General features: G+C 64.2%; 8 protein-coding genes and 1 other RNA gene. All 9 read left to right on the top strand.

The genetic code is table 11. From position 1 onward, the window contains the following. Positions 1-5: 5 nt before the first annotated feature. The 9 genes from RMO95_RS18735 to RMO95_RS18695 all read left to right on the top strand — a co-directional run bounded on the left by RMO95_RS18735 (position 6) and on the right by RMO95_RS18695 (position 6,870). Positions 6-161: an aldehyde ferredoxin oxidoreductase C-terminal domain-containing protein gene (locus RMO95_RS18735; RefSeq protein ID WP_310452186.1), complete on the top strand. Its 156-nt coding sequence runs from the start codon at positions 6-8 to the stop codon at positions 159-161. Positions 162-221: 60 nt separating this feature from the next. Continuing rightward, a complete protein-coding gene (locus RMO95_RS18730; protein WP_310452184.1) occupies positions 222-1,475 on the top strand; it encodes an NAD(P)/FAD-dependent oxidoreductase in 1,254 nt (417 codons plus the stop codon). Continuing rightward, positions 1,472-1,726, top strand: coding sequence for a MoaD/ThiS family protein (locus RMO95_RS18725; RefSeq protein WP_310452183.1), 255 nt, complete (start codon positions 1,472-1,474; stop codon positions 1,724-1,726). The genes RMO95_RS18730 and RMO95_RS18725 overlap by 4 nt, the downstream gene beginning before the upstream one ends. A 190-nt stretch (positions 1,727-1,916) precedes the next feature. Continuing rightward, positions 1,917-2,015, top strand: an RNA gene (ffs, locus tag RMO95_RS18720) — signal recognition particle sRNA small type. Between the two features lie 123 nt (positions 2,016-2,138). After that, positions 2,139-2,648 carry a Spy/CpxP family protein refolding chaperone gene (locus RMO95_RS18715; RefSeq protein ID WP_310452182.1) on the top strand — a complete coding sequence of 170 codons (510 nt, stop codon included), beginning with the start codon at positions 2,139-2,141 and terminating at the stop codon, positions 2,646-2,648. Positions 2,649-2,726: 78 nt separating this feature from the next. Beyond that, positions 2,727-4,382: a DNA polymerase III subunit gamma/tau gene (gene dnaX, locus RMO95_RS18710; protein ID WP_310452181.1), complete on the top strand. Its 1,656-nt coding sequence runs from the start codon at positions 2,727-2,729 to the stop codon at positions 4,380-4,382. A 13-nt stretch (positions 4,383-4,395) separates the two neighbouring features. Next, complete coding sequence (locus RMO95_RS18705; RefSeq protein ID WP_310452180.1) at positions 4,396-4,719, top strand: YbaB/EbfC family nucleoid-associated protein; 324 nt, start codon at positions 4,396-4,398, stop codon at positions 4,717-4,719. A 146-nt stretch (positions 4,720-4,865) separates the two neighbouring features. Further along, the gene (gene recR / locus RMO95_RS18700; protein WP_310452179.1) at positions 4,866-5,465 is read left to right on the top strand and encodes a recombination mediator RecR; all 600 of its coding nucleotides are present in this window, start codon (positions 4,866-4,868) and stop codon (positions 5,463-5,465) included. A gap of 193 nt (positions 5,466-5,658) precedes the next feature. Continuing rightward, positions 5,659-6,870 carry a CaiB/BaiF CoA-transferase family protein gene (locus tag RMO95_RS18695; protein WP_310452178.1) on the top strand — a complete coding sequence of 404 codons (1,212 nt, stop codon included), beginning with the start codon at positions 5,659-5,661 and terminating at the stop codon, positions 6,868-6,870. Positions 6,871-7,001 lie beyond the last annotated feature (131 nt).

Genomic DNA, 7,001 nt, shown 5'->3' with positions numbered 1-7,001 from the left:
ACGACCTGCCGCCGCGGCTGAAGACCGAGCCGGCCAAGACCGGGCCGGCCAAGGGCCTGGTGAATGGCATCGACAAGATGCGGCCCGAGTACTACAAGGTCCGCGGCTGGACTGCGGACGGCGTGCCGACCAAGGAAACCCTGGCGCGGCTCGGCCTGTAATCGTGTAATGCCCTCGGGGGACCGGCAATGCCGGTCCCCTGATCGTTTTGAGGAAAAGCCATGAAACACGTCATCATCGGCAACGGACCGACCGGACTGGTCGCCGCCGAAGCCTTGCGCCGCCTGCAGCCGGACGCCGAAATCGCGCTGATCGGCGACGAGGCGGAACCGCCGTATTCGCGCATGGCGATTCCCTATTTCCTGATCGGAAAAATCGCGGACAGCGGCACGCACCTGCGCAAGAGCCACGACCACTACGCCAAGGAGCGCATCCACCTGATAGAAGGCAAGGTGGTCAAGGTCGATGCGCAGGCAAAGCAGGTGGAATTCGCCAGCGGCGAGCGCCTGCCTTATGACCGTCTGCTGATCGCGACCGGCTCGCAACCGATACGGCCCAAGGTTGCCGGCATGGACCTGGCGAACGTGCATACCTGCTGGACCATCGAGGACGCGCGGGCGATCGCGGCCAAGGCAAAGTCGGGCGCGCGGGTGTTGCAGATCGGCGCCGGCTTCATCGGCTGCATCATCATGGAAGCGCTGGCCGCGCGCGGCGTCGAACTGACCGTGGTCGAGATGGGCGACCGCATGGTGCCGCGCATGATGACCGCCAAGGCCGGCAACATGATTCGCCAATGGGTAGAGAGCAAGGGCGTCGCCGTGCATGTCAAGTCCGGGGTGACCGCGATCATGCAAAAGGATGGCGCTCTGATGGCCAAGCTCACCACTGGTGCGGAGATTGCTGCCGATCTGGTGATATGCGCCGCCGGAATCACGCCGAACACCGCCTTCCTGGCCGGCAGCGGGGTCGCCGTCGAACGCGGCATCCGCGTCGATGCCGGCATGCGCACCAGCGTCGCCGACATCTACGCCGCGGGCGACGTGACCGAGGCAGCGGATTTTCATACCGGCAAACCCGAACTCAATGCGATCCAGCCCAACGCGGTGGACCAGGCGCGCATTGCCGCGCACAACATGGCGGGCGGGGAGGCGGCGAGCGGTGGCAGTCTGGCGATCAACGTGCTGGATACCCTGGGTCTGATATCGACCTCCTTCGGCCAGTGGCAGGGCGTTGCCAGGGAGCAGGGCGGCGACGGCGTGGAATTGATCGACGATGCGAACTACCGTTACCTGTCGCTGCAGTTCAAGGACGACGTTATGATCGGCGCCACGAGCATAGGCTGGACCGACCACGTCGGCGCGCTGCGCGGCCTGGTGCAGACCCAGGCCCCGCTGGGCGACTGGAAGGCCCGCTTGCTGGCCGATCCGACCTGCTTCATGGCCGCGTATCTGGCGACCGCGCAGAAAGCGGCATGAAGATAACGTTCAAGCTGTTTGCCACCCTGCAGGACTATCTGCCGCCCGAGGGCAAAAAGACCAACGCGCTGACGCTCGATCTGGCGGAGGGCACCACCGTCGAGCATCTCGTCACGCGTTTCAGTTTGCCGCAGAAGTTGGTGCATCTGGTGTTGATCGACGGCAACTTCGTGCCGCCGGCGGAGCGTGCCGGCCGGGTTCTGCGCGACGGAGAAACGCTTGCCATCTGGCCGCCCGTCGCCGGCGGATGATATTTCCGCGCGTATTTTCCCGTCCGTATTTGACGCGACCATCACTCGTGCAGATTTTGTCCGCCTGCCGCCGCAGGCGACCGGCGGCCTACCGTTATTACCCGCGTGGCGGAGGCTGAACGCGTCCGGTCGAAGAGTTGGCGCTGGCGATGCGGCGGCCATGCGATGAAAGCTGTTAAAATTCTCTTGCGGCGGGTCTCCCCGCATTGCGGGGTGGTGAATCTGGTCAGGTCCGGAAGGAAGCAGCCACAGCCGTTTTCCGCAAGTGCCGGGGGTCAGGCTCGCCGCACCTCCTTTCGATAGACACGGTCTTGTAATCTTCCCTTACAAACTGCGCGCCGCTGTCACACCGGGCTTACAGCCGTCGGTTGAAATGCTTCCTGCCATCAGGCATTCAAGACAGGAGCAGACGATGAATCGCAGAAACACACTTATTGCAGGCTTTCTCGCCGCCAGCGCGGTATTTTTCGGCGTTGCCTATGCGCAGGGTCCGGGTTGCGATCCCGACGGCAGGCCGGGCATCAAGCGCAGTGCGATGCAGCGCGGCATGATGGATCCGGGTGTACGCGTCGAGCAGCGCCTGAGTCGGCTGAAAGCCGATCTGAAGATCACCGGCCAGCAGGAACCGCTCTGGCAGGCCTTTGCCGAGAAATCGAAGAATGAAAGCGGAAAGGGCATACAGGCCATGCGCGAGCGCCGGCAAAGCGATAAGCCGGTTAGCGCGCCGGAGCAGTTGGCGCAGATGCAGGGCCTCATGAAACAGCGTGTCACGGCGATGGAATCGGTCAACGAATCCTTCACCCGGCTCTACGCTGCGCTGACGCCGGAACAGAAGGCGGCCGCCGACAAGCATTTCAGCGCCGCCGGCAGGCATCGGCACGGTCGCGGGGCACCGGGCGCCGTGGAGCCGCGCAAGGGCTGATTTCAGTTCGCGGCACGGCGGGGCGGCCGGCTTTGCGGGTTGCCCCGTTTGCGTTGACGGGCCTGATAAAATCGCCGCATGAGTTATCAGGTCCTTGCGCGCAAGTGGCGCCCCAAGTCTTTCGCTACCCTGGTCGGGCAGGAGCATGTGGTGCGGGCGTTGACCCATGCGCTGGAGCAGAACCGCCTGCATCACGCCTACTTGTTCACCGGCACGCGCGGCGTCGGCAAGACCACGCTGGCCCGCATCATGGCCAAGGCCCTGAATTGCGAAGCGGGCATCAGTTCCACGCCCTGCGGTGTGTGTTCGGCCTGCACCGCGATCGATAGCGGCCGTTTCGTCGATTACATCGAACTCGATGCCGCCTCGAATCGCGGGGTCGACGACATGACCCAGTTGCTGGAGCGCGCTACCTACGCACCGACCATGGGCCGCTACAAGGTCTACGTGATCGACGAAGTTCACCAACTCTCCGGGCACGCCTTCAATGCGATGCTGAAGACTCTGGAAGAACCGCCGGAGCACGTCAAGTTCATCCTCGCCACGACCGATCCGCAAAAGATTCCCGTCACGGTGCTGTCGCGCTGTCTGCAGTTCAACCTCAAGCAGATGCCGCTGACGCATATCGTCGATCACCTGTCGCGCGTGCTGGAGGCCGAGGGCGTCGCCTTCGAGCCGGCCGCCCTGCGCCATCTGGCCAAGGGCGCGGCGGGCAGCATGCGCGATGCGCTCTCCTTGCTGGACCAGGCCATCGCGCATGGCGCGGGCAAGGTCGAAGACGAGGCGGTGCGCGCCATGCTCGGCACGGTGGGCGACGAACACCTGTTCGCCTTGCTCGATGGGCTCGTCGCCCAGGACGTCCAGGCCATGCTCGAAGTGGCCAAGCTGATGGATGCGCGCAGCCTGTCCTTCGACGGCGGCCTGCAGGAACTGGCGACCTTGTTCCACCGTATCGCGCTGGCGCAGTTCGCCCCTGAAGCGCTGCTCGACGAGACCGAGCGCAGTCGCTTGGCACTCTACGCGCAAGTGCTGGATGCGGAGTATCTGCAACTGGCCTACCAGATCGCCATTCACGGCCGCGACGAGCTGCCGCTGGCGCCTGACGACTATGCCGGCTTCGTCATGAGCCTGCTGCGGCTGCATGCGTTCCGGCCGGAGCGTGCCGGGGTGGCCAAGGTGGCGGTGAAGCTCGCCGCCGCACCGGCGCCGGTGCGCAAGTCCGCACCGGCCGCGGCATCGGTCGCCCCGGCGACTCCGGTCCGGCCGCCGGCCGCCGCGTCGCTAGCCGCCGTGCCGCCAGCGCCAACTCCTGAGCCGCCTGCTGGGCCGCCCGCGGCGGCGGCCGTCGCTGCGCTTTCCGATGACGACTGGCATGTCCTGGTGGCGCGCCTGCCGCTGACGGGCATGGCCAAGCAACTGGCGCAGCACTGCGAATTGTCGGAACTCACCGAGTCGGTGATCCGCCTGCGCCTGGCACCGCTGCACAAGCATCTGCTCGGCAAGCCCCAGCAGGACAAGCTGCAGACCGAGCTGCAAGCCTGGTACAGCCGTCCGCTGCGGCTCGAAATCGACGTCGCGGACGTTGCCAGCGAAACTCCGGCCCAGCGCAGCCGCAATCAGCAGCGCGAGCGCCAGGAACGCGCCATCGCCTCGATCGAACAGGATCCCTTCGTGCGCGATGTGGTGGACCTGTTCGATGCGAGCATCGACGAATCGACGATCAAACCCGTTTAAGGAGTGCAGGAAAATGATGAAGGGTGGCATAGCCGGATTGATGAAGCAGGCCCAGCAGATGCAGGCCAACATGGAAAAGGCGCAGGAGCAACTGGCGCAGCTCGAAGTCGAAGGCCAGTCGGGCGCCGGCGCGGTGAAGGTGGTGATGACCTGCAAGCACGACGTCAAGCGCGTCACCATCGATCCCTCGGTGATGGACGACAAGGAAATGCTGGAAGACCTGATCGCGGCGGCGCTGAACGATGCCAATCGGCGCGCCGAAGCGACCACTGCCGAAAAGATGGGCGGCTTCACGGCCGGCTTGAACCTTCCGCCCGGAATGAAGCTGCCGTTCTGACAGCTTATGAATAAATCTACTGCGCGTGCCGGATCGGGGCTTGGGCGGTGCTCGCTATCCTCATGTACAGAAACGTACATTCCGGTAGCTGCGCTCCGGACGCACCCCGCTGCGGCCCGCTCGCTACGATTTCTTCACAAGCTGGTATGACTCCGTCGTCTAGCCTCGACGAGCTTATCGAGGCTTTGCGCTGCCTGCCTGGCGTCGGCCCCAAGTCGGCGCAGCGCATGGCCTACCACCTCTTGCAGCGCGACCGGAATGGCGCCGACCGGCTGGCACGTGGACTCGACGCCGCCCTGCAGTCGCTGCATCACTGCGCGCGCTGCAACAGCTTCACCGAAGCCGAAATCTGCGAGCGCTGCCTCTCGCCGCGCCGCGATGCTTCGCAGCTATGCATCGTCGAAATGCCCGTCGATGCAAACAGCATGGAGCAGACGCATGCCTACAACGGTCTCTACTACGTGCTGATGGGCCGGCTCTCACCGCTCGACGGCATCGGACCCAAGGAGCTGGCCTTCGAACGTCTGTTTTCACGGGCCGCCGATGGCATCGTCAAGGAAGTGATTCTCGCCACCAATTTCACCAATGAGGGCGAGGCTACCGCGCATTACCTCTCCGAGCTGCTGCACGCGCGCGGGCTCAAGGTCAGCCGCATCGCGCGCGGCCTGCCGGTCGGCGGCGAACTGGAATTTTCCGACGCGGCCACCGTGGCGCAGGCTCTGCGCGAGCGGCGCGACTTCGTGTGAGTGCTTATGAATAAATCTACTGCGCGAGCCGGATCGGGGCTTGGGCGGCTCATTTGGCAACCCCGGCTATCCTCATGTACAAACGCGTACATTCCGGTAGCTGCGCTCCGGCCGCACCCCGCTGCGGCCCAGCGGCTACGCCCCGAAGGAAGTCCCCTTGGGGGACGATTTCTTCATAAGCTCTGAGCCCGGATTGAACGCTTCCACGCAGCCACTGGCCGGCGTAAAAGTCGTCGAGTTCGGCACCCTTATAGCGGGTCCGTTCTGCTCGCGCATCCTCGCCGAGTTCGGCGCCGAGGTGGTCAAGATCGAGGCGCCGGGCGAGGGCGATCCCCTGCGCAAATGGCGCAAGCTGTATCCGACCGGGGACGGCGAAACCTCCCTGTGGTGGTTCGTGCAGGCACGCAACAAGCAATCGGTGACGCTGAACCTCAAACATCCGCAAGGCATCGCGATTGCGCACAAGCTGGTGGCCGAGGCCGATATCGTGGTCGAGAACTTCCGCCCCGGGGTCATGGAAAAGCTCGGACTGGGCTGGGAGGCGCTCTCGGCGATCAATCCGGGCCTGGTCATGGTGCGTCTGTCCGGCTTCGGCCAGACCGGGCCGATGGCCGCCCAGCCCGGTTTCGGCGCCATCGGCGAATCGATGGGCGGCCTGCGCTACGTCACCGGCTTTGCCGACCGGCCGCCGGTGAAGACCGGAATTTCAATCGGCGACTCGATTGCTGCGTTGTGGGGTGCGCTGGGTGCCCTGATGGCACTGCGCCATCGCGAGGTCCAGGGTGGCGCCGGACAGGTGGTCGATGTCGCCTTGTACGAAGCGGTATTTGCCATGATGGAAAGCCTGGTGCCCGAGTTCGACGTCTTCGGCTTTGTCCGCGAGCGCACCGGCAACGTGATGCCGGGTATCACGCCCTCCAACACGCACACCACGAAGGACGGCAAACACCTGATCGTCGGCGCCAACGGCGACGCGATATTCCGCCGCCTGATGCTCGCCATCGGTCGTGGCGACCTGGCCGACGATCCGCAACTGACCAGCAACGCCGGCCGCGATGCGCGGGCCGCGGAAATCTACGCTGTGATCGATGCCTGGGTTGCGGCGCATGACGCCGAAACCGTCCTGCGCATCGCCTCTGAGGCTCAGGTGCCCGCCAGCCGCATTTTTTCCGTCGAGGACATGTTTCGCGATCCGCAATTTCTCGCGCGGCAGATGCTCGAATCCGCGCAACTCCCTGATGGAAAAGACTTTCATATTCCAGGCATCGTGCCCAAGCTGTCCCGGACGCCAGGAGAGACCCGTTGGCTCGGTCCAGCCCTCGGAGAGCATACGGAATCGATTCTTGGGCGGCTCGGTTATACCCCTGAAGAGATTGTTGGCTTGCGCGGAGCAGGAGTTATCTAGCTGATTAATATGATGGTATTGGCATTACAACAGTCAGCGCCGATAAGATGGCTCAGTTCAGGGCTTTAATCGCCGCGAGAGATTCGCTACAATTGCGGTCTTTCCGAATTCGCATTTCTGCATTCAGGGAC

Source organism: Sulfuritalea sp. (genome assembly GCF_031426875.1).
In the GTDB taxonomy this organism is placed as follows: Bacteria; Pseudomonadota; Gammaproteobacteria; order Burkholderiales; family Rhodocyclaceae; genus Sulfuritalea.
The sequence above is the reverse complement of the archived record's forward strand: the minus strand, read 5'-3'. Positions and strand labels throughout refer to the sequence as shown.

Excerpts from the sequence above, each read along its gene's own strand:
- RMO95_RS18730 (WP_310452184.1), top strand. The coding sequence starts at position 222 with ATGAAACACGTCATCATCGGCAACGGACCGACCGGACTGGTCGCCGCC.
- RMO95_RS18725 (WP_310452183.1), top strand. The coding sequence starts at position 1,472 with ATGAAGATAACGTTCAAGCTGTTTGCCACCCTGCAGGACTATCTGCCG.
- RMO95_RS18715 (WP_310452182.1), top strand. The coding sequence starts at position 2,139 with ATGAATCGCAGAAACACACTTATTGCAGGCTTTCTCGCCGCCAGCGCG.
- dnaX (WP_310452181.1), top strand. The coding sequence starts at position 2,727 with ATGAGTTATCAGGTCCTTGCGCGCAAGTGGCGCCCCAAGTCTTTCGCT.
- RMO95_RS18705 (WP_310452180.1), top strand. The coding sequence starts at position 4,396 with ATGATGAAGGGTGGCATAGCCGGATTGATGAAGCAGGCCCAGCAGATG.
- recR (WP_310452179.1), top strand. The coding sequence starts at position 4,866 with ATGACTCCGTCGTCTAGCCTCGACGAGCTTATCGAGGCTTTGCGCTGC.